The sequence below is a fragment of the Agromyces mariniharenae genome (genome assembly GCF_008122505.1).
Classification (GTDB): Bacteria; Actinomycetota; Actinomycetes; order Actinomycetales; family Microbacteriaceae; genus Agromyces; species Agromyces mariniharenae.
Genome location: NZ_VSSB01000001.1, coordinates 382,646 through 401,886 on the forward strand (window position 1 = coordinate 382,646; position 19,241 = coordinate 401,886).

At 70.5% G+C, this 19,241-nt stretch carries 16 protein-coding genes; 7 read left to right on the forward strand and 9 right to left on the reverse strand.

Annotated elements, in window-relative coordinates; genetic code table 11:
* Nucleotides 1-53: 53 nt before the first annotated feature.
* On the reverse strand, nucleotides 54-1,190 hold the full coding sequence (locus tag FYC51_RS01780) for a DegT/DnrJ/EryC1/StrS family aminotransferase (protein ID WP_222863189.1): 1,137 nt from the start codon (nucleotides 1,188-1,190) through the stop codon (nucleotides 54-56).
* Between the two features lie 48 nt (nucleotides 1,191-1,238).
* Between FYC51_RS01780 and lhgO the strand changes: the two genes are divergently transcribed.
* Nucleotides 1,239-2,480, forward strand: coding sequence for an L-2-hydroxyglutarate oxidase (lhgO, locus tag FYC51_RS01785; RefSeq protein ID WP_338014703.1), 1,242 nt, complete (start codon nucleotides 1,239-1,241; stop codon nucleotides 2,478-2,480).
* Nucleotides 2,481-2,510: 30 nt separating this feature from the next.
* Here lhgO and FYC51_RS01790 read toward each other — a convergent pair whose 3' ends face one another.
* From FYC51_RS01790 to FYC51_RS01800, 3 genes are all read right to left on the reverse strand, one after another.
* A complete protein-coding gene (locus tag FYC51_RS01790) occupies nucleotides 2,511-4,445 on the reverse strand; it encodes a DUF7657 domain-containing protein (RefSeq protein ID WP_148731980.1) in 1,935 nt (644 codons plus the stop codon).
* An 82-nt stretch (nucleotides 4,446-4,527) separates the two neighbouring features.
* Complete coding sequence (locus FYC51_RS01795; protein ID WP_187432447.1) at nucleotides 4,528-5,766, reverse strand: glycosyltransferase family 4 protein; 1,239 nt, start codon at nucleotides 5,764-5,766, stop codon at nucleotides 4,528-4,530.
* Nucleotides 5,767-5,899: 133 nt separating this feature from the next.
* The gene (locus FYC51_RS01800) at nucleotides 5,900-8,134 is read right to left on the reverse strand and encodes an LGFP repeat-containing protein (RefSeq protein ID WP_148731982.1); all 2,235 of its coding nucleotides are present in this window, start codon (nucleotides 8,132-8,134) and stop codon (nucleotides 5,900-5,902) included.
* A 231-nt stretch (nucleotides 8,135-8,365) separates the two neighbouring features.
* On the opposite strand from FYC51_RS01800, the gene FYC51_RS01805 reads away from it, so the two are divergent.
* Genes FYC51_RS01805 through FYC51_RS01815 form a run of 3 tightly spaced genes read left to right on the forward strand, consistent with a single transcriptional unit; the run spans nucleotide 8,366 to nucleotide 11,354 of the window.
* Nucleotides 8,366-9,280, forward strand: a complete 915-nt coding sequence (locus FYC51_RS01805) for an ABC transporter permease (RefSeq protein WP_148731983.1) — start codon at nucleotides 8,366-8,368, stop codon at nucleotides 9,278-9,280.
* An 11-nt stretch (nucleotides 9,281-9,291) separates the two neighbouring features.
* The gene (locus tag FYC51_RS01810; protein WP_148731984.1) at nucleotides 9,292-10,491 is read left to right on the forward strand and encodes an ABC transporter ATP-binding protein; all 1,200 of its coding nucleotides are present in this window, start codon (nucleotides 9,292-9,294) and stop codon (nucleotides 10,489-10,491) included.
* Nucleotides 10,488-11,354: a glycosyltransferase family 2 protein gene (locus FYC51_RS01815; RefSeq protein WP_148731985.1), complete on the forward strand. Its 867-nt coding sequence runs from the start codon at nucleotides 10,488-10,490 to the stop codon at nucleotides 11,352-11,354. The genes FYC51_RS01810 and FYC51_RS01815 overlap by 4 nt, the downstream gene beginning before the upstream one ends.
* A 62-nt stretch (nucleotides 11,355-11,416) precedes the next feature.
* Here the strand turns inward: FYC51_RS01815 and rfbA are convergent, their stop codons facing one another.
* Together rfbA and FYC51_RS01825 are read right to left on the reverse strand one after the other, a co-directional pair.
* On the reverse strand, nucleotides 11,417-12,283 hold the full coding sequence (rfbA, locus tag FYC51_RS01820) for a glucose-1-phosphate thymidylyltransferase RfbA (protein ID WP_148731986.1): 867 nt from the start codon (nucleotides 12,281-12,283) through the stop codon (nucleotides 11,417-11,419).
* Nucleotide 12,284: 1 nt separating this feature from the next.
* Nucleotides 12,285-12,893 carry a dTDP-4-dehydrorhamnose 3,5-epimerase family protein gene (locus FYC51_RS01825; protein WP_148731987.1) on the reverse strand — a complete coding sequence of 203 codons (609 nt, stop codon included), beginning with the start codon at nucleotides 12,891-12,893 and terminating at the stop codon, nucleotides 12,285-12,287.
* 115 nt (nucleotides 12,894-13,008) lie between these two features.
* Here FYC51_RS01825 and FYC51_RS01830 point away from each other — a divergent pair, with 115 nt between their 5' ends.
* Nucleotides 13,009-14,436, forward strand: coding sequence for a hypothetical protein (locus FYC51_RS01830; protein WP_148731988.1), 1,428 nt, complete (start codon nucleotides 13,009-13,011; stop codon nucleotides 14,434-14,436).
* Between the two features lie 6 nt (nucleotides 14,437-14,442).
* Here FYC51_RS01830 and FYC51_RS01835 read toward each other — a convergent pair whose 3' ends face one another.
* Entirely contained in the window at nucleotides 14,443-15,393 is a 951-nt protein-coding gene (locus FYC51_RS01835; RefSeq protein ID WP_238476163.1) for a class I SAM-dependent methyltransferase, read from the reverse strand.
* Between the two features lie 126 nt (nucleotides 15,394-15,519).
* Between FYC51_RS01835 and rfbB the strand changes: the two genes are divergently transcribed.
* Together rfbB and rfbD are read left to right on the forward strand one after the other, a co-directional pair.
* Nucleotides 15,520-16,515: a dTDP-glucose 4,6-dehydratase gene (gene rfbB, locus FYC51_RS01840; protein WP_148731989.1), complete on the forward strand. Its 996-nt coding sequence runs from the start codon at nucleotides 15,520-15,522 to the stop codon at nucleotides 16,513-16,515.
* A gap of 4 nt (nucleotides 16,516-16,519) precedes the next feature.
* Nucleotides 16,520-17,371 (forward strand): dTDP-4-dehydrorhamnose reductase, encoded by an 852-nt coding sequence (gene rfbD, locus FYC51_RS01845; RefSeq protein ID WP_148731990.1) that lies wholly within the window; start codon nucleotides 16,520-16,522, stop codon nucleotides 17,369-17,371.
* A 70-nt stretch (nucleotides 17,372-17,441) separates the two neighbouring features.
* Here the strand turns inward: rfbD and FYC51_RS01850 are convergent, their stop codons facing one another.
* Nucleotides 17,442-18,956: a glycosyltransferase family 2 protein gene (locus FYC51_RS01850; RefSeq protein ID WP_148731991.1), complete on the reverse strand. Its 1,515-nt coding sequence runs from the start codon at nucleotides 18,954-18,956 to the stop codon at nucleotides 17,442-17,444.
* On the reverse strand, nucleotides 18,953-19,186 hold the full coding sequence (locus FYC51_RS01855; protein ID WP_148731992.1) for a hypothetical protein: 234 nt from the start codon (nucleotides 19,184-19,186) through the stop codon (nucleotides 18,953-18,955). Before FYC51_RS01855 ends, FYC51_RS01850 begins: the two co-directional genes overlap by 4 nt.
* Nucleotides 19,187-19,241: the final 55 nt, after the last annotated feature.

Below are 19,241 nucleotides of genomic sequence, written 5' to 3' on the forward strand. Positions count from 1 at the left end.
GTTTCCTAACTCGAATGGTGCGGGGATGTGGACGTGCGAGTGGCGGGCGCGGCTCAGCCGCGTGCGGCCGCGAGTGCGTCCGTCAGCGTCGCGACGACGCGCTCGACCTCACCCTCGGTGAGGTTCGCGTGCATCGGGATGGCGAGATGCCGGCGGAACAGGTCCGCGGAGACCGGGAGCGTCCCGGAGAAGCCGTAGACCGGCTGCAGGTGCGACGCGTAGGTGCCGAAGTTGCACTGGACCCCGTTGGATCGCAGGTGCGAGGCGACCGCGCCGCGATCGACGCCGTGGTCGAGCGTCACGACATAGGACTGCCACGGGTGCTCCCGATCGTCGAGCGCGACGGGCGCCGTCACCTGGTCGACGTCGGCGAGCAGCTCGGCGTACCATCCCGCCACTCGTCGCCGATTCGCGAGGAGCGTCGGGAGCCGGTCGAGCTGGGCCAGCATGACGCCGGCCGCGAGGTCGGACAGGCGGTAGTTGTAGCCGAACTCGTCGAACTCGGGGAGCGGGAGGTCGGTGCTGCCCTCTCGGGAGATGGCTGGGGCGATCCCGTAGGTGTGCAGCTTGCGGGCGTGGGCCGCGAGCTCGGCGTCATCGGTGGTGAGGGCGCCGCCCTCGCCCGCCGTGATGCCCTTGCGACCGTGGAAGCTGAAGGTGGCCACATCGGCGAGGCTGCCGGCCGGGCGGCCCTTGTACGTGGCACCGGCCGAGCACGCGGCATCCTCCATGAGCCAGAGGTCGTGACGGTCGGCGATGGCACGCAGCTCGTCGAAGTCCGCCGGCTGGCCGAACACGTCGACCGCGACGATGCCGACCGTGCGCGGCGTGATCGCCGCCTCGACGGCCGCCGGATCGGCGCTCCAGATGTCGGGCCTGATGTCCGCGAAGACGGGCTTCGCACCCGTCCACGCCACGGAGTGGCCGGTCGCGGGGAAGGTGTAGTCGCCGACGATCACCTCGTCGCCGGGACCGGCACCGAGGACCTGCAGTCCGAGGTGCAGGGCGGAACCGCAATTGCTCGTCGCGAGGGCGTGCGCCGTCCCGGCGACCTCCGAGGCGAATCTCGCTTCGAGCGCCTGGCAGGTGGGGCCGGCACCGGAGAGCCATCCGGATTCGAAGACGGCACGGATGGCCTCGAGCTCCTCGTCGCCCACAGTGGGCTGACCGAGGGTGATCGTTTCGGGCAAGCTCAACCTCTCTCGTCGTCGGCCCACGACCACTCCAGGCGAGGCCTCATCTATAGTAGCCGAGGCCGCGATCGCCACTGTCGCGAGCCCAGCCGGAAGGAACCCATGCCCAAGCACGTCATCATCATCGGCGGCGGAATCGTCGGACTCGCCGTCGCGGAACGGGCGAGCCGGCTGGGACATCGGGTGACCGTGCTCGAGAAGGAATCGGGCTGGGCGCAGCACCAGACCGGGCGCAACTCCGGGGTCATCCACGCCGGACCGTACTATCGGCCCGGCTCGTTGAAGGCGCAGCTGTGCACCGCGGGCAACCGCTCGATGAAGGCCTTCGCGACGGATCAGGGCATCCCGTGGCAGGCGACCGGCAAGCTCATCGTCGCGACGGCGGAGCACGAGCTCCCCGCCCTCGAGGAGCTCCGCCGCCGTTCGGAGGCGAACGGCGTCCCCTTCCGCGTGCTGGACGCGGACGAGGCGCGATCCTACGAGCCCCACGTCGCGAGCGTCGCCGCCCTCCGCATCGAATCGACCGGCATCATCGACTACGGCGCCGTGAGCCGGCGCCTCGCCGAGATGGTCGCCGAGCGCGGCGGCGAGCTCCGGACCGACAGCGAGGCGGTGTCGATCGCCGGCACCCCCGACGGCGTCGTCGTCTCGACCGCGACCGAGGAGTTCCGCGGCGATGTCCTCGTCAACTGCGCCGGACTGCACAGCGACAAGGTCGCCCGGCTCGCCGGCCTCACGCCGTCGGCGAGGATCATCCCGTTCCGCGGCGAGTACTACGAGCTGGTGCCCGAGCAGCGGGACCTCGTCCGCGGCCTGATCTACCCCGTGCCCGACCCCGAGCTGCCGTTCCTCGGCGTCCACCTCACGCGCATGATGGACGGGTCGGTGCACGCCGGCCCGAACGCCGTCACGGCCCTCGCCCGCGAGGGGTACCGCTGGCGGGACATCCGGCCGGGCGAGGCGCTCGGCGACCTGACCTATCCCGGGTTCCTCCGCATGGCGTCGAAGAACGTCGGCGTCGGCATCGCCGAGGTCCGCCGGTCCTGGTCGAAGGGGCTCTTCGCGAAGAGCCTCGCGCGACTGGTGCCCGGTCTCGGCAAGGAGGACCTCGTGCCCGCCGAGGCGGGCGTTCGCGCCCAGGCGATCCGCAGGGACGGATCGCTGGTCGACGACTTCCTCATCGAGCGGGCTCCGAACCAGGTGCACGTGCTGAACGCGCCCTCGCCCGCCGCGACGGCGTCCCTCGAGATCGCCGCGCACATCGTCGGACTCGCCGACCTCGAGTAGCGACGCGCCCCTCCGCGGCGCCGCCCGGGGTCACCGCTGTTCGACGACCTCGTAGATCCAGAACGTGCTCGGACCCTCGTCGATCGTGGTGACGGGCTCGAGGCACCGCTGGTCGAGCGACTCGTCGGCGAGCACCCATTCGACGTTCTCCTGGGCGAACGACGCGCACGAGTCGAAGGTCAGCCTGATCTGGTCGGGCGCTGGATTGCGCGCATCGGGCGGTCCGTCACCGGGACCCCACGACACGTTCGCGAGGCGGTTCCACACGCGCTCGTCGAGGTCGGGATCGATCGCGTCCCACATCTCCTGCGACGGGGAGCTCTGGAAGCCGTTGAACGACGGCAGCCCGGATTGGACGAGCATGACCGTGGGCAGGGACGTCTCGCCGACCCCGACCCATCGCTCGGACCCGTCGCCCGAGATCTCCTTCATGGTCTGCACGGTCTGCGTCTCGTTGAGGTCGAAGACCCCCCGGTAGAGCGGGTTCACCGAGGACGACGAGGCGATCGAGATCGCGGCGAACAGCACCGCGGTGACGAGCGCCCACCCGTAGGCGTTGCACGCGACGATCGCGACGAACCCGATGGCGAGGAGGATCCACGTGTAGTCGCCGGTCGCGATGACGGCGTTGTTCCGCACGAGGCTCCACGCGATGTAGGCCGTCCACGCGGCGGCCGGGACGACGGCGGACAGCACCACCCACCACGGCATGCGCGCCGCCGCGGTCGTGCGTCGTCGATCGACGCGCCAGAGGACGAACAGCATCATGATGAGCGAGAGGAGTCCCCAGCCGAGACGCAGTCGACCGACCGTCGTCCGGTCGAGGAGCAGCAGGTGCGAGATCGCATCCCAGCCGGGAATCAGCATGAACGCGGCGAACACCACGCCCACGACCAGGAGCCCGAGCGCGAGCCAGTCCCGCTGCCGTTCGCGGACGCTCCGGACGAAGAGCCACACGAGCGGGATCACCAGGAACAGCCCCGGCAGCAGGAACGACGAGGCCTCGGACTGGTTCGTGCCGAACGGTGCGCCGTCGGACAGTTCCAGGTTGCGTTGGAACGGTCCGCTCAGGAGCGACTTCAGCTGATCGAAGCCTCCCGCTCCCGTCGACTCGAGGCGCTCGCCGGGATACACCGTGCCCGTGAACACCTCGATGGTCTGCCATCTCGTGACGAGCCAGAGCACCATGACCAGCGCACCCGCGGCGCCGGCGATGAGCAGCGGGACGAGCGCGCGCAGTCGTGGGACCACGCCGACGAGCGGGGTCGTCGACGCCGTCAGGGTGGCCCCGATCGCGAACGCTGCGACCACGTACACCGCCGGCACGATGAACGGCACGTAGATCCCCGTTCCGACCGTGACCGTGACGTAGGCCACGATGGCCGCCAGCACCCATCTCGCCGGCCCACGCGGTCGACGCAGCATCCAGATCACCGCGGCCATCACGAGCGCCGCCCACACCGCGGGGAAGAAGGTGATCGAGAGGTACCACCACTGGAAGAACGGCGCGAAGAAGAACCCGACGCCGAACAGCGCGGCCGTGAGCGGGCGCCTCGGGAGCAGTGTCACCGCGAGCACGTAGACGGCCGCGATGAGGGCGAAGCCGGGCAGCCACCACTTCAGGGCCATGGCCTGGTCGAGGGGGAGGAACCAGAAGCCCAGCAGGTGCGGTCGGAAGACCATCGACCAGTCCCAGCTCGGGAGGTCGTGCTGCACGGTCGCGTCCATGCCGCCGGGGAACGATCGGTTCTCGATCGGGAGGCCCTGCTCCACCTGCGAGATCGTCCACGACGTCTGGACGTACCACTCGTCGCTGCGGATCGGGAGCGGCTGGTTGGCGAGCAGGTCGGGGTCGGCGCCCGTGTCGAACGACGGGCGCAGCACGCCGGTCGAGGACCCGGTCAGCCCGAGCGAGACGAAGACCACGAGGACGATCGCCAGCAGCGCGAGCGGCCACAGCAGCACGCGAAGGCTCGGAAGTCCGTCTGCGGCAGGCGCGACGATGGCTCGATATCGCTCGAGGACGGACGGGCGCGAGCCCGACGACTCAGCGGTCGACACGGGCGTCGCGATCGGGGACCGTGCCTCCGACGAGGTCGGCGAGCACCTCGAGGTGCCGCGCGGCGACCCGCTCGAGGGTGAAATGACGTTCGATGAGCTCTCGCGCCGGGCCTCCCACGGCCGCCCGTGCGCCCGCGGGATCCTCGAGCACGCGGTTGACGGTGTCGGCGAGCGCGACGGGATCCGCACTCGTCGTCCCGTCGCGGAACGGGACGAGGTACAGCTCGCGGCCGTCGACGAGCTCGAGGCCGATGAAGTTGTCGGCGTCGATGGCCGCGGCGATCGGCACGCCCGACGCCAGGCCCTCGAGGCTCGCGGTTCCGAATCCCTCGCCCTCGAGCTCGTGCACCTCGATGCTCGCGGCGGCGAGGTAGTCGGGGATGGTCGACTGCGGCTGGGCGCCGACGGCCAGCACCGCGTGGCGGACGCCCATCCGATCGGCGAGATGCAGGAACTCGTCGTGGTACACGCCGCCCACGACGAGGACGACGGCCTCGGGATGCCGCTCGAGGATCCTCGGCAGGGCCTTCACGAGGGCGATCCGGTTGCGCTGCGGGATCACGTGGCCGATCGAGAGGATGACCGGCCGGTCGCCGAGGTCGTGGCTCGAGCGCGTCACCGCTCCGTCGCCGCCCCGCATCTTCTCGGGATCGACGCCCACCGGGATGGCGACCGTCCCCCGGATGACGCGACGGTAGCGCTTTTGGATGTACTCGTCCATGAGCTTGTCCATCACGACGAGCGTCGGCCGGTGCAAGCGCATCATGGGCGCCACGAGCCAGCGGTCGCCGAGCCCGTAGACCATGCTGTTGAAGCGGCTCAGCGGGCTCTCGAGCCGCGTGTGGATGCTCAGCAGCGTGGGTACCCGGCGACGCCGTGCCCAGTAGCCCGACAGCCACGTCAGGTCGAAGAACTGTCCGTGCTGGTGCACGATGTCGGGTGCGAACGCGTCGAGCGTGTCGAAGACCACGCGCTTTGCGCGCGGCGAGATCGTGAAGCCGATGTCGAAGTTCGCGGCGAATCTCGTCTTCGGGAGCGTCCAGGACGGCACCCGCCGGATGCGGAACCCATCGCGCTCCTCGTCGGCCGGCGCGCCCCCGTATGCCGCGGTGAGGACGAGGACCTCGTGGCCCTGCTCGGCGTAGCGCTTCGCGAGGTGGTCGGCGAGATGCGACGAACCGCCTGGTCGCGGGGGGAAGAAGTTGTTGACGACAGCGATTCTCACCGGGGCAGCTTGCTTCCTCTCCTGCCCACCTGCCGGACAGCCGTACGAGTGTAGCAAACGGTACCCGGGGATCAGCGCCGAGCGACGACCGCCCCACGTCGGCGATCGCAGAGGCCCGGGAGAGGCCGGACGGCTAGGCCGGCACGTCGATCGCGCCGCCCTCGAACGACTGGGAGCATCGACCGCCGGCGCATGACGCGGCGGTGGTCGGCCAGCCCAGCGTCCCGGCCGCGCCGCCCAGCTGGAAGTACCGGTCGCGGATCGCGCCCGACACCGCGAAGGTCCCGGCAGCCGCCTTCGAGTAGATCGACCCGGCCGCGAAGGCCTGCGCCACGCCTCCGCCGTTCTGCGGGATCGACAGGAGGTCGGTCGCGGTCGGGCCGAGGACGCCTCGGGCTCCCCCGGACTGCCCGTAGACGGCGAAGATGGCGTCGGTGCTGAGGCGCGCGGCATCGTCGTAGCTGCGGTAGAGCCGGCCGCCCTCGAAGGCCTGGCGACACGCGGCGCCCCCGCCGTCGCACTGTTCCGACGACGCCGGCCAGCCGAATGGACCGGCCGCGCCACCCGTCGCGAAGTAGCGGACGAGCACGGGTCCGGTCACCGCGAACGCGCCGAGGGAGCGCTTGAAGTAGATGGAGCCGTTCTGGTACGCGACCGCCATGCCGCCTCCGGCGATGTCGAGACGCAGCAGCCCCGTGGTGGCCGCACCGAGGACGCCGCCGTTCCCGCCGAGCCCGGCGTGCACGGCATCGATCTCGGGCGAGGTGATCTTCGCCCCCGTCGCGCCCGCGATGATCGAGCCGTACTGGAAGTCCTGGCGGCAGGACCCGGACGCGCATGCAGCCGCCCCGATCGGCCAGCCCAGCCGGCCGGCCGATCCGTTGACGGTGAAGTACGCGTCGCGCACCGCGCCCTCGACCGGGAAGGCACCGGCCGGCGACGCGTACACGGATCCGCCGCCGAACGCCTGGGCGATCCCGCCGCCGTTCGCCGCGATGCCCGCAGCGGCACTCGTCGGCCATCCGAGGCGCCCGCCCACGCCGCCCGCGCCGTCGTGCGCCGCGGAGATCTGCTGCGGCACCGCGAACGCGCCCGCGCCGGAACGATAGACCGCGCCGCCCTGGAACCGCTGCTCCGTTCCGCCGCCGCCCTCCGGTCGCGCGACCGCGTCGGCGCTCGGCCAGCCCAGGACGCCGAGGGCGCCGCCCACCGCGAAGTACGGCGGACGCAGCGCCTCGGGAACCGCGAAGGTGCCCACGTTCGAGCTGTAGACGGAGCCTCCCGAGAACGATTGCCCGATGCCGGCGGTGCCGGCGTCGATCCGCCCGGCGTTGAACTGCGGCCACGCCAGCCAGCCCGCGGCGCCGCCCCGGGCGAAGTAGTAGTCGCGGATCGGCCCTGAGAGCACGGTCTTCGCCCCGTAGGCGGGCGACCAGTAGATCGAGCCGCCCTGGTAGGCGCGGCCGTACCCGCCGCCGTTCTCAGGGATCGCGATCACGTCGGAGACCGGGGTCCCCAGTGGGCCGGCCGCGCCACCCTGCGCGGCATGCTCGGCGTCGATCATGGCGCGCGGGTCCGCACCCACCGTGGGACCGAACCAGGTGTTGTAGAACACCCAGAAGTTGCGGTTCCCGTACGCGCTGCACGCGTCGCCGATCCCGCCGAGGTTCGCGAGTGCCGCCGCATTGGGGGTGTACGGCGTGTAGTAGTACAGCGCGGCCGTCGCGCGATTGCGCACGAGCACGTCCTTCGTGCCGCAACCCGCGTTCGGGTGGTACTGGATCGCGTTGACCTGGCCGACCCGGATCCACGTGAACGATCCGGCCGGGTCGCCGTACCACGTGAGCTGCCGGCCGGCGGCGAACACCTGGTTGAAGAAGCCGTAGTAGGTCGAGTCGCACGCGGCGGTGTCGGGACATCCGTAGCCCATGGCCTTGCGCATGATCCCGTCCGAGGGAGCCGGGTTGGTGAGCAGGCTCTGCTCCTTCTGGAGCGTCACCAGGATCACCTTCGCGCTCAGCCGACAGGCCTGCTGGACCTTGAAGATGATGCGCGCCGCCGACTCGGCGGCCCCTCCCGCGTACGTCGAGCACGATCCGAACGACCAGGTCCGCGTGGGCGTGTCGGCTCGGTAGACCGCGAGGCAGTTGGAGTTCTGGCACGACCCCACCCGCGCCTCGAGGAACTGCTGGATCTCTGCCTCGGTCATGGCCGACCCGTTGTAGAAGTTCGCGTCGGAGATGATGTTGCCGGCGTCGAAGTCGGCGGCGGCCGCGGGCTGCGGCGCCGACATCGCGGGAACGAGCAGGGCGGCGACGAGCGAGGCGACCACGAGCAGGCCGCGCCAGGCCCCGCGTGCTTCGGTCATCGGCCCGACCCCCGATCCGGTCCCCCCGCATCGGCCGCGGGCGACGTGCTCAGGGTAGGGCACGGGCGGACGGGGGCCGACGAACGACACAGGGCGCGGCGCGAATGGACGCGAGGGCCGACGACGGGGTCGCAAGCGCGCACCGCGCGGCGGGAGCGCGCTCGCGGCGATCACTCGGCCGGCGAGTCGGTAGGATCGTACGAATCCCCCGAGACCGAAAGTACGTGGAACATGCCGGATCGCAGCGGCGCCGAGAGCGCCCGCGTCGTCAACGAGCCGTTGCGACGCATCGGTCGCGACAACTCGCTCGGCCGCGGCACCTGGATGTCGCTCGTCGAGGTGTTCGACCATCGCGAGCTGCTCGGCCGGCTCGTCAGCCGCGAGGTGCGCGCCAAGTACAAGAACAGCAGCCTGGGCGTGATCTGGTCGCTCATGCGACCGCTCGCGCAGCTCATCATCTACTACGTGGCGATCGGGCAGTTCCTGGGGGCGGCTCGCTCGATCCCCGACTTCGCGATCTTCGTGTTCGCGGGTCTGACCGCGTGGGCGCTCTACAGCGAGATCGTGACCGCGGGAACGAACTCGATCGTCACCAACGCAGGCCTCGTCAAGAAGGTCTACGTCCCGCGTGAGATCTTCCCGCTCGCCACCGTCGGCGCCTCGTCGTTCAACTTCGTGGTCCAGTTCGCGATCCTGCTGCTCGCGACGATCATCCTCGGGCAGCCGCCGCTGCACGCCGAGCTCGCCTACCTCCCGCTCAGCCTCATCCTCATCCTCGTGTTCGCGACGGCGCTCGCGCTCGTGCTGTCGGCGCTCAACGTGTACCTGCGCGACGTGCAGCACCTCGTCGAGATCCTGCTCCTGGTGCTGTTCTGGGCGTCGCCGATCGTCTACTCCGTCGGGTTCGTCCACGACGCGATCGGCGGCACGTGGCTCGAGCAGCTCTACCTCGCGAATCCGGTGACGCTCGGCGTGCTCGGAATGCAGAAGGCGATGTGGGTCGCGGGCACCCAGGACCCGGCCCAGTACTGGCCCGATCTCCTCTGGCTCCGCATGCTCATCGCCATCGTCGTCTGCGCGGTGCTGCTCCTGGTCGCCCAGCGCATCTTCTCCCGTCTCCAGAGCAACTTCGCGCAGGAATTGTGAGCACCGCACAGATGGCAGAACCGCTGGTCCGGATCGAGCACGTCGCCAAGAAGTTCGTGCTCCACAAGGACAAGTCCCTGAAGGACCGCATCCTCTACTGGGGCTCGCGCTCGAAGTCTCGGACGGAGTTCCACGCGCTCGACGACGTGTCGCTCGAGATCGGCCTCGGCGAGACCGTCGGGCTCATCGGCCACAACGGCTCGGGGAAGAGCACGCTGCTCAAGGTCGTCGGCGGCATCGTCGAGGCCAGCGAGGGCGACGTGTACCGCCGCGGGCGCGTCGCGGCGCTCCTCGAGCTCGGGGCGGGCTTCCACCCCGACCTCTCGGGCCGCGAGAACGTCTACCTCAATGCCGCCCTGCTCGGCATGTCCACCGCCCAGACCGACGCCGTCTTCGACGAGATCGTGGACTTCTCGGGCATCGGCGAGTTCATCGACTCCCAGGTCAAGTTCTACTCGTCCGGCATGTACGTGCGACTGGCCTTCGCCGTGGCGGTGCACTCCGATCCCGACCTGCTGCTCGTCGACGAGGTGCTCGCGGTCGGCGACGAGCCGTTCCAGCTGAAGTGCATGAACAAGATCCGCCAGTTCCAGAAGGAGGGACGCACGATCGTGCTCGTGAGCCACTCCTCCGAGCAGGTGGCCGACGTGTGCACCCGCGCGGTCGTGCTCGACGGCGGACGGATCGTGCACGACGGTGCGGTCGGCGAGGGCATCCGCGTGCTGCGCGACGGCTACGAGCGCGACCGCATCGCCGGTGAGGAGCACGAGTCCGGTGCTCGCGATCGTCCCGCCGTCGAGATCAACGCACTGACCGTGACGGATGCCGCCGGCATCCCGGTCGCGGGCCGGACCATCGAACGCGGCACCGACCTCAGCCTCACCATCCACGCCGAGGTGCTTGAGCCGACGGAGTGGATCACGGGGATCACCATGCAGTCCGTGCTCGGGCATGCGGTCTATCGGCTCAACACCGAGGGGCTGGGCATCGAGCTGCCCACGACGCCCGGCCGGTACGACGTGCAGTTCCACGTTCCCTCGACGAACTTCGGCATCAACCGCCTCGTCATCAGCGCCGGAGCGACCGACGGCGACGGCGCACCGATCGCGCTGCTCGACCCGGCCGGCGTGCTCGACTTCGCCGACGACCCGTTCGGAGCCGGCGTCGTCCAGTTCGCGGCATCCGGCTCCGTCACGCCCGTCACCGCATGACCGCCGGGCCGCACCAGGCGACCGTCGCCCTCGTCTCCGTGAGCTACGGCTCGGAGGCCGAGCTCACGGCGATGCTGGCGAGCGTGCCGGCTGCGGCATCCGATCGACCGCTCGTGGTCGTCGCCGACAACCTTCCCAGCACCGGGAGGACGCGCGAGGTGGTGACCGGCGTCGGCGGCACCTACCTGCCGATGCGCTCGAACCTCGGCTACGGCGGCGCGATCAACGAGGTCGTCAAGGAGCTGCCCCCGGCGATCGAGTGGGTGATGATCACCAATCCCGACGTCGTGTTCCACGAGGGCGCCATCGATCACCTGGTCGAGGCCGGCGGGATCGACGACCGGATCGGCGCGGTCGGCCCGGTCGTGCGCAACGACGACGGCAGCGTGTACCCGTCGGCTCGCGAGGTGCCCGGCATCCGCGTCGGATCGGGTCACGCGCTCTTCTCGAACATCTGGTCGTCGAACCCCTGGACCCGGCGATACCACGCCGCGACCGCCTCCGACGCCGAGCGCGACGCCGGCTGGCTGTCGGGCTCGTGCGTGCTCGTGCGCCGCAGGGCCTTCGACGAGATCGGCGGCTTCGACGAGGGCTTCTTCATGTACTTCGAGGACGTCGACCTCGGGTACCGGCTCACGCGGGCGGGCTGGCGCAACCGGTTCACGCCCACGGCGGAGGTCACCCACTCGGGCGGTCACTCGACCGCCGGGGAGTCCGCGGCCATGATCCGCGCGCACCATCGCAGCGCCGAGCGGTTCATCAGGAAGAAGTACTCGCGTCCGCTGTTCTGGCCGGTCCGCATCGTGCTGCTCACGGGCCTGCGGCTCCGCTCGACGCTCGCGGAGCGTCGCGCGGCGCGCTAGCCGTCGCGACCCGCGCATCGCCGCCCGCGTCGCCGCGCCCGCGTCGCCGCGGACGGGCCTCGCTACGCCTGCGCGAGCAGGTGTCGCAGGTAGGCGCCGTACCCGCTCTTCACGAGCGGCGCCGCGAGCTCACCGAGTCGGGCATCGTCGATCCACCCGGCGCGCCAGGCGATCTCCTCGATGCATCCGATCTTGAAGCCCTGCCGGTCCTCGATCACCCGGACGTACTCGGAGGCCTGCATCATCGACTCGAACGTGCCGGTGTCGAGCCACGCCGTGCCGCGGTCGAGCACCTGGACGCTCAGCTTGCCCGCCTGGAGGTAGCGCTCGTTCACCGTCGAGATCTCGAGCTCGCCGCGTGCGCTCGGCTCGATGGTCTTCGCGATCCCGACGACGTCGTTGTCGTAGAAGTAGAGTCCGGGCACCGCGAAGTTGCTCTTGGGCTGCGCCGGCTTCTCCTCGATGGAGATCGCGCTGAAGTGCTCGTCGAACTCGACCACGCCGTACGCGGTCGGGTCGCTCACCTGGTACGCGAAGATGAGCGCGCCGTCGATGTCGTTGTGCTTGCGCAGCGCGGACCCGAGGCCGGTGCCGTGGAAGATGTTGTCGCCGAGGACGAGGGCGACGGACTCGTCGCCGATGAACTCCTCCCCGATGATGAACGCCTGCGCGAGGCCGTCGGGGCTGGGCTGCACCGCGTACTCGAGGCGGATGCCGAGCGCCGACCCGTCGCCGAGGAGCGCACGGAACTGCTCGTTGTACTCGGGCGTCGTGATGATGAGGATCTCGTTGATGCCGGCCATCATGAGCGTGGACAGCGGGTAGTACACCATCGGCTTGTCGTAGATCGGCATCAGCTGCTTCGAGATGCCCTTGGTGATCGGCCAGAGCCGCGTGCCGGAACCGCCGGCGAGGATGATGCCGCGCATGTCAGCCCTTCCCGTTGAGTTCGTCGTAGTAGGCCCGAGCCGCCGCCCAGGTCGGGAGCAGCCCCGACTCGGCGGCCTCAGCGAGGCTCGGCGCCGCGGTGTCCTTGGGCGAGAGCAGCAGCTCGTCGGCGTCGATGGTGAACGCCAGGCCGACCTCGGGGTCGGTCGGGTCGATGCCGTGCTCGCGCTCCGCGTTGAAGGTCGAGGTCACGAGGTAGCTGACGGTGGCGTCGTCCGTGAGCGCGACGAAGCAGTGGCCGAGGCCCTCGGCGATGTAGATCGCCCGGCGGTCGACGTCGTCGAGCAGCACGGAGTCCCACTGGCCGAAGGTGGGCGACCCCGCTCGGATGTCGATGACGAAGTCGAGCACGGCGCCGTGCGTCGCCGTCACGTACTTGGCCTGGCTCGGCGGGACGTCCGCGAAGTGGATGCCGCGGACGACGCCGCGCTTCGACACCGAGGTGTTGCCCTGCGCGAGGTCGAGGCGGTGGCCGACGGCCTCCTCGAGGCGATCGAAGCGGTACCACTCGAGGAAGACCCCGCGCTCGTCGGGGAACTGCCGAGGCGTGATCTCGTAGCTGTCGGGGATCTTCAGTTCGCGGATCTGCACGCCCTACATCTTAGGTCGCCGTTCGGATCGGGCGTTTCGTCGAGGCGGCCCGGGCCCGCCCGACGGGCGGGCTCGCGACTGATAGAGTTCCTCGCTGGGCCGAGAGAGGATGGCAGTGACCGAGACCGAGACGACCGCCGTCAAGGTGCGAAGCTGGATCCGCTCGATCCCGTTCGCGCTCGTGGGCGGGATCCTGTTCGTGTTCGTGTTCGGCTTCGGGCTCGTCAACATCTCGCAGGACGGCCACTCGCTCTCCGTCATCGACGAGCACATCCACTTCGACACCGCCGTCCGAGCCGAGCAGGGCGTCATCCCGTGGCGCGGCATGCTGCTCGGCCCCGAGCTCGTGGACGAGTGGGCCTGCGGCGTCGGCCACGAGGGCGGCGGCCTCCCGTACCCGTGCGGTGACGATCGCCTCGGGCCGGAGTCGATCCCCTCGGGGAAGTACTCGACCGGCTATGCGCACTACCCCACGTACTTCTTCGGGGCCGCGGCGTTCCACGGGTTCTGGCAGGCCGTCACGGGCTCCGACGACCCCCTCGACGCCTACCGCGCCTACAGTGCCTTCACGCTCATCCTCGGCGTCGTCGCGTGCGCCGTGTTCGCCTGGCTCCTGGGCCTGCGCGGAGCGCGATTCCTCGCCGCGACCGCGGTCCCCGTCGCCTCCTCGATGATCGTGTTCACGGGCACCATCGTGAACCCGTCGTCGACCGCGATCCTGGCGGGAGCGCTCATCGGCGGGACGGGCCTGCTCTGGATGCAGCGCGGACGCGGCTTCACGTGGTTCGCGCTCGCCGTCGCCTTCAGTGCGGCGATCGCGGTGACCGACTCCCTCGCGGCCGGCGGATTCGCCCTCGCCATGGTCGCCGTGCTCGTCGGCCGGCGATTCGGCTGGGATCCGGCCCCCGACTGGCGCCCGCGCTGGTGGCAGGTCGGGGTCCTCGCCGCCATCATCCTGGCGCCCGTGATCGTGTGGGGCAGGATCATCGCCGCGCGCGCCACCATCCCCGACGAAGCGCTCTACGACTTCATCCCGCCCAGCGGCGTGCGCGACATCCTCATCGGTGCGACGAAGGAACTCGCCCTCCTGCACACCCCCTGGCGGGAGACCGGCGGCATCCGTACGGCGCCGACCGGATTCATCGCGAACGTCGTGCACGCGTTCTCGGAGGGCGCGCCCGTCTGGATCACCGTCCTCGTCTTCGGATCGATGGTCCTCGTGCTCGCGTTCACGGTCAGGCGGCTATTCGGGCGACGCCCGGCGACGCAGCTTCCGAGCGGCCTCGGCGAGCAGACGTCGACGACCATCCGGCTGCTCGCGATCGGCACGCTCGCGACGATCGTGCTGTATCCCCCGGCGCTCCGCATCTCGAACTGGCTCACGTTCGGCTTCGACTTCCCGATCGTGGAGCGGTACTCGAACGCCCTCGCACCGCTGCTCGTCCTCCTGCTGGTGATGCTCATCCCGAACCGCGCGTTCGTCATCCCGCTCACGGTCATCGGCGTCATCACGGCCATCGGGACGGTCGCGGCCGGATTCTGAGCGCGCCTACGGGCGCGAACGTCGACCGAGCAGTCGATCGCGTGCGCGACCGAGGCCTCGGAGCGGACGAGTCACCCGCCAGCTCGTGCTCGCGCGGAGTTCGGTGATCGCAGCCTCCCGCCGTTCGATCTCGCCGTGCAGGCGATCGATCTCGCCCGACAGCGAGTGGACGACGTCGTGCAGCGACGCCACCTCCGCGGGCATGGCCTCGAGCGTCGCCTGCCGCGAGACGACGGCGCCCAGTCGCTCGTACGTGGCCCGGGCCTCCCGCACCGTGGCGGCATCCGCCTCGAACAGGGCGGTGAGACCGTCGCTGCGCACGTCGCCGACGCCGAGGACGCCCAGCCCGTGGCCGTGCGTGAACGAGAACGACGGATGCCGCGGGGCGAGCTCCTCCCAGAGGCGCCACACGCCGAACCCCTCGCTGCGCTCGGCGATGTCGTGGAAGAGGATCACTCCCCCGTCGCGGACGGCGGACGCCCATTCGTCGAAGTCCTCACGCGCGTCCGCGTATCCGTGGCGGCCATCGATGTGGAGCAGGTCGATGCTGGCGTCCTCGATGAGCGGACGCGAATCGGAGAAGTAGCCGCGGAGGAGGTGGGTGAAGCCCGCGTAGTCACGGTCGGCGACCGTGCGAACGCTCTCGTAGACGTCTTCGCCGTAGAACCCGGCATGGTCGTCGCCCTGCCAGGTGTCGAGGGCGTACAGCTGCGACTCGAGGCCGAGCCTGCGCACGGCCTCGGCGAACACGAAGAACGAGAAGCCGTAGTGCGTGCCGAGCTCGGCGACCGCACGGGGCCGCAGTTCGTCGACCAGCCAGAATCCGAACGGCGCGTGCTCGAGCCACGCCGACGTCGGGATGTGCGCGGGCTGCCAGTACGAGGCGGGACCGAGCCAGGACGGCTCGAGGGCGGTGCGGGCCGGCGTGCCATGGGTGCTGCCGCCGATCATCGTCATACGCGGGCTCCATCGATCGGGTATCAGTCCAGCGTAGCGGCCGGCGGGATCGTTCGCCGATGGCCCCCAGGCACGAACCGGTAGACTCGATCGGCCCCAATCACCGTCAGGAGACATCCGAAACCCATGAGAATCCTCGTGACCGGCGGCGCCGGCTTCATCGGCTCGAACTTCGTCCACTACCTGCTCGAGCACACCGACCACTCGGTCACGGTGCTCGACAAGCTCACCTACGCCGGCAACCTCGCCTCGCTCGAGGGCCTGCCCGCCGACCGCTTCCGGTTCGTGAAGGGCGACATCCAGGACGCTGCGCTCGTCGACGAGCTCTTCGCCGACGCCGACGCGGTGGTGCACTATGCGGCCGAGAGCCACAACGACAACTCGCTCGAGGACCCCCGCCCGTTCCTCGACACGAACATCATCGGCACCTACACGCTGCTCGAGGCCGCGCGCCGGCACGACCGTCGCTTCCACCACATCTCCACCGACGAGGTCTACGGCGACCTCGAGCTCGACGACCCGGCCAAGTTCACCGAGACGACGCCGTACAACCCGTCCAGCCCGTACTCGTCGACGAAGGCCGGCAGCGACCTCCTCGTGCGCGCGTGGGTCCGCTCGTTCGGGGTGCGGGCCACGATCTCGAACTGCTCGAACAACTACGGGCCCTACCAGCACGTCGAGAAGTTCATCCCGCGGCAGATCACGAACGTGCTTCGCGGCGAGCGGCCGAAGCTCTACGGGAGGGGCGAGAACGTCCGCGACTGGATCCACGCGAACGACCACTCCTCCGCGGTGCTCACCATCCTGGACAAGGGCGAGATCGGCGAGACCTACCTCATCGGCGCGAACGGCGAGCGCAACAACAAGGACGTCGTCGAGCTCATCCTCACGCAGCTCGGGCAGCCGGCCGACGCCTACGACCACGTCGTCGACCGACCCGGCCACGACCTGCGCTACGCCATCGACTCGACGCGCCTGCGCACCGAGCTGGGCTGGGAGCCGCAGTTCTCCGACTTCGAGTCGGGTCTCGCCGACACCATCGCGTGGTACCGCGACAACGAATCGTGGTGGGCGCCCCAGAAGGACGCGACCGAGGCCCGCTACAAGGCACAGGGGCAGTGACCCGATGCGCTACCTGATCACCGGGGCATCCGGCATGCTCGGACGCGACCTGCAGGCGGCGCTCGCCGGCCGCGAGGTCACCGCGCTGGGCCGCGCCGACCTCGACGTGACGGATGCCGCGGCGGTCGCTGCCGCGGTGCGCGGCCACGACGTCGTGCTGAACTGCGCCGCCTACACGAAGGTCGACGACGCCGAGACGCACGAGTCGGAGGCCTACGCCGCCAACGCGACCGGACCGGCGAACCTCGCCGCGGCGAGCGCCGACCTCGGCGCACGCCTCGTGACGATCTCGACCGACTACGTCTTCGACGGTCGGGCCACGACGCCGTACGCCGAGGATCTCCCCCGCGACCCGATCAACGCCTACGGCCGCACGAAGGCGGCGGGCGAGGAGCTCGCCCTCGAGGCGCATCCCGACGGGACCTACGTCGTGCGGACCGCGTGGCTCTACGGCGAGCACGGCCCGAACTTCGCCCGCACCATGCTGCAGCTCGCATCGTCGCGCGACACGTGGTCGGTCGTCGACGACCAGCTCGGCCAGCCGACCTGGACGGCCGACCTGGCGGCCCAGCTCGTGGCGATGCTCGACGCCGACCTCCCCGCGGGGATCTACCACGGAACGAACTCCGGCCAGGCCACCTGGTTCGAGTTCGCCAGGGCGGTGCTCGAGGACTCCGGGCTCGATCCCGAGCGCATCACCCCGACGGACAGCAGCGCATTCGTGCGACCCGCGCCGCGGCCCTCGTACTCGGTGCTCGGCCACGACGCGTGGACCGCGGCGGGCCTGGACCCGATGCGACCATGGCGCGAGGCGCTCGCCGACGCGATCGCGACGGGCGCCGTCAGCACGTCCTGACGACGGCTCCCGGGCGACCGCGGTCGCCCGGGAACGCGGCTCCGGGCGGCACGAGCGACCGCCCGATCCGTCACAGCATGCGGGAGTACAGCTCCACCTGCATGCGACGGGACCAGCGCCCCTGCAGGGTCGTGAGGTCGCTCTCGAGGATGCGCGGGTCGCGGGTCTTGGACTCGAAGTGGTAGAGCCGGGCCCAGGGGCTGAACACGGCCGAGCGACCGGTCGCGCGCACCTTCATGTTGAGGTCGACGTCGTTGTAGTTGCCGGGGAGGGCGAGCGTGAAGCCGCCGAGCTCGACGTAGAGCTCACGGGCGATCAGGGCGCAGGCCGCCGTGACGCCGGAGACCTCGTGGTCGGTCGTCATGGACTTGATCGAGTCGTCGCGGCCGCCGGCCCACCCGAACGCGGCGTGGCCGGCGACGCCGCCGGTGTACACCTGTCCGGCGTGCTGGACCGTGCTGTCCTCGAAGTAGAGCTGTGCGCCGACGATGCCGACGCCGTCCTGCTGCGCGAGCCCGAGGAGCGTCTCGATCCAGTCGTCGCTCACCACCTCGACGTCGTCGTTGAGCAGCAGGAGGTAGTCGCCGCGCGCGGCGACGGCGCCGCGGTTCATCTTCGCGCTGAAGTTGAACGGCGCGTCCCAGAGCACGAGCCGCAGGCGGTCGCCGCACAGGTCCTCCAGCTCGGCGACGACCTCGTCGGGCGTCTCGGCGTCGGCGACGACCACGAACTCGAGGTTCCGGTAGGTCGAGCGCTCCACGATGCCCCGGATCGCCTCGACGACGAGCACCCGATCGGCGCCCGCGATCGCAGCGCTGCCACCGCGCGTCGGGATGACGATCGACACGAGCGGCTCGTCGACGATCGCGTAGCGCACGCGGCGCACGAAGGGCTCGATCTCCTCGACGGACGCCTCGACGCCGCGTCGGGCGAGGTGGCGCGCCACCACCTCGGCCTGCGCGGCCGAGGTGCCCGCGAAGTCGCCGGGCGCGAGGTCCTCGGTCGCGAGGATCACCGGGACGAGGGCGACGCGGCGGTCCGCGGCGTGCGCGCGCAGGACGGCGTCGAGCACCTGCGCCCGGCGCGCCTCGGGGTCGAATCCGCCGAGCGCGCGCAGCGCGGCCACGCGGACGCCGACCACGGGGCCCAGGTAGTCGTTGCTCCGGAGCCGCAGGGGCGAGAACGCCGGCCGCAGCAGCGGCAGCCCGGCGTCGGTCACCGAGTCGCCGTAGGCCACGTCGATCGTCGGGAAGCGGTCGAGGAACCCGACCGCCTTCGGGAGCAGGTCACCCGCGACGAGGCCCCAGCGGACGACGAAGAGGAACTCGGCCGACGTGTCGGCGAGGCGGGCGTTCAGTGCCGCCGACTCCGCGGAGAGGACGTCGAGGCCCACCGACTCGGCTCCGCGGATCATCTCGGAGGTGTCCTCGTGGGCGACGCCGTCGACCACGATGCGGACGCCGGCGGGATCGAAACCGGCATCGAGCACGGCGCGAGCGGTGCGCACCACCTCGTCCGCCGTGTGACCGGCCGAGTCGATCCACGCCTCGACGCGAGCCGCCAGGGCGGCGTCCGCCACGCTCATCCGAGGACTCGGCGCTTGACGACCCGGAGCACGCGCACCGGCAGCATCACGACCCGACCGGCGCGCCAGGTGAGCGACGACTTGATCCCTGCGAGGTTCGCCTCGGCGGCGACCGTCTCGGTCGGAGTCAGCCGGCTCGCGGCCTGCAGCTCCCTGACCTGCTCCTCGAGGCCGATGATGCGATCGGCGAAGGCAAGGCGCTCCTCGGCGAGCTCCGCCTCGGAGCTCACGCGGGCATCGGGCCGGGTGTCCGGCCATCGAGTGCTCGGGGCGTTGGTCACGATG